The organism is Acinetobacter sp. UBA2063 (genome assembly GCF_002333245.1).
GTDB classification, from domain to species: domain Bacteria; phylum Pseudomonadota; class Gammaproteobacteria; order Pseudomonadales; family Moraxellaceae; genus Acinetobacter; species Acinetobacter parvus.
In genome coordinates this window covers 3,089-4,654 of sequence record NZ_DDAH01000188.1, presented here as the reverse complement: position 1 = coordinate 4,654, position 1,566 = coordinate 3,089, and the positions used below count along the sequence as shown (strand labels likewise).

The 1,566-nt window shown below is 41.6% G+C and carries 2 protein-coding genes; both read left to right on the top strand.

The features are described 5' to 3' along the window. Positions 1-170: 170 nt before the first annotated feature. Entirely contained in the window at positions 171-1,364 is a 1,194-nt protein-coding gene (gene sstT / locus B4H32_RS09175) for a serine/threonine transporter SstT (RefSeq protein ID WP_286802337.1), read from the top strand. Positions 1,365-1,385: 21 nt separating this feature from the next. Continuing rightward, positions 1,386-1,566, top strand: a 181-nt coding sequence (locus tag B4H32_RS09170; RefSeq protein WP_286802335.1) for a DUF1275 family protein, incomplete at its 3' end; no start/stop codon positions are given.

Below are 1,566 nucleotides of genomic sequence, written 5' to 3'. Positions count from 1 at the left end.
GTCGTCTTTGCGTAAGTCCTATATAAAAAACTTTTAAAAACATTGTGTTAATTTTTACAATATTTTTAGATTAAATAGGTTGCAAAAAAAATTTATTATTCACGGTTCTTGGGTATAGAATACCGCGCTTGTTTAACCTTAAACCGCGCACTGGTTTATAAGGCTTTTATATGTTTAATGTATTGTCTCGCTTAAGTTTAGTCAGCAAAATTATTATCGCTATTTTTCTAGGGGTTGGCGTGGCATTGCTTTTCCCTGGCTTTACACCCTACCTAAGTTTATTAGGTGAATTGTTTATTAAAGCATTAAAGTCAGTTGCACCGATTTTAGTGTTTGTTCTGGTTCTTGCCTCAATCGCAAATTTCCAAGTGGGACAAAACTCAAATTTGAAACCTGTACTGGTGTTGTATGTGGTTGGAATGTTGCTTGCCGCATTCAGTGCCGTGATTGCCAGCATCGTGTTTCCAAGTCAGCTATTTCTGCATTTGGCAACCGATACAACCTTAAAGGCACCTGGAAGCCTTGCTGACATTTTAAAAAACCTGCTTTTAAGCTTTATCGCCAACCCAGTACAGGCGATTAGTGAAGCGAACTTTATTGGTATTTTGGCATGGGCAGTGGGTTTGGGACTGGCCCTGCGACATGGTTCAGATTCAACCAAGCAAGTGTTGACAGATGTGGCTGATGCGGTCAATAAGATTATCCATACCGTGATTGGTTTTGCTCCTGTGGGTATTTTTGGTTTAGTGGCAGTGACCTTTGCCGATGCAGGCTTGGCAACGCTGTCCAGTTATGCACACTTGTTGATGGTTTTAATTGGAACAATGATTTTCGTGGCATTGGTCATCAATCCAGTTCTGGTTGGTATTACAATGCGGGCAAATCCATATCCCTTAGTTTTTCAATGCTTAAAAGAAAGTTGGATTACCGCATTTTTCACCCGTAGCTCAGCCGCCAATATTCCTGTAAACCTCGATCTGGCGCATCGTTTAGGTGTGAATGAAGCGATGGCGAGTGTTTCAATTCCATTGGGTGCAACCATTAATATGGCAGGCGCGGCAGTTACCATTACGGTATTAACACTTGCCACGGTAAATACCCTAGGCATTCATATTGATCTTAGCATGATGCTGATTCTCTCTATTGTCGCAGCAGTTTCCGCCTGTGGCGCTTCAGGTGTTGCGGGTGGTTCTCTGTTACTTATTCCTGTTGCATGTAGCTTATTTGGTATATCATCAGAGATTGCAATGCAAGTCGTTGCAATTGGTATGATTATTAGTGTATTGCAGGATTCAACCGAAACCGCGTTAAATTCATCAACCGATGTTCTGTTTACTGCTGCTGTAGATTTCCGAAACCGCTAGAATTAGTAGTTTGAGCTTGCTATGCCTTTACAACGTTTACCCAACTGGATTCAATTTGGTGCTTTCCTATTGGCATTAAATGCAGGCATGGTAAACGTTCTGGGTTTATTCACGGTTCTACACCAATCCGTTTCACATATGACAGGCAATGTCAGCATGCTCGCAATGAGTCTGCTTGACTGGCGGCCTGAGCATTTTATCT

Excerpts from the sequence above, each read along its gene's own strand:
- sstT (WP_286802337.1), top strand. The coding sequence starts at position 171 with ATGTTTAATGTATTGTCTCGCTTAAGTTTAGTCAGCAAAATTATTATC.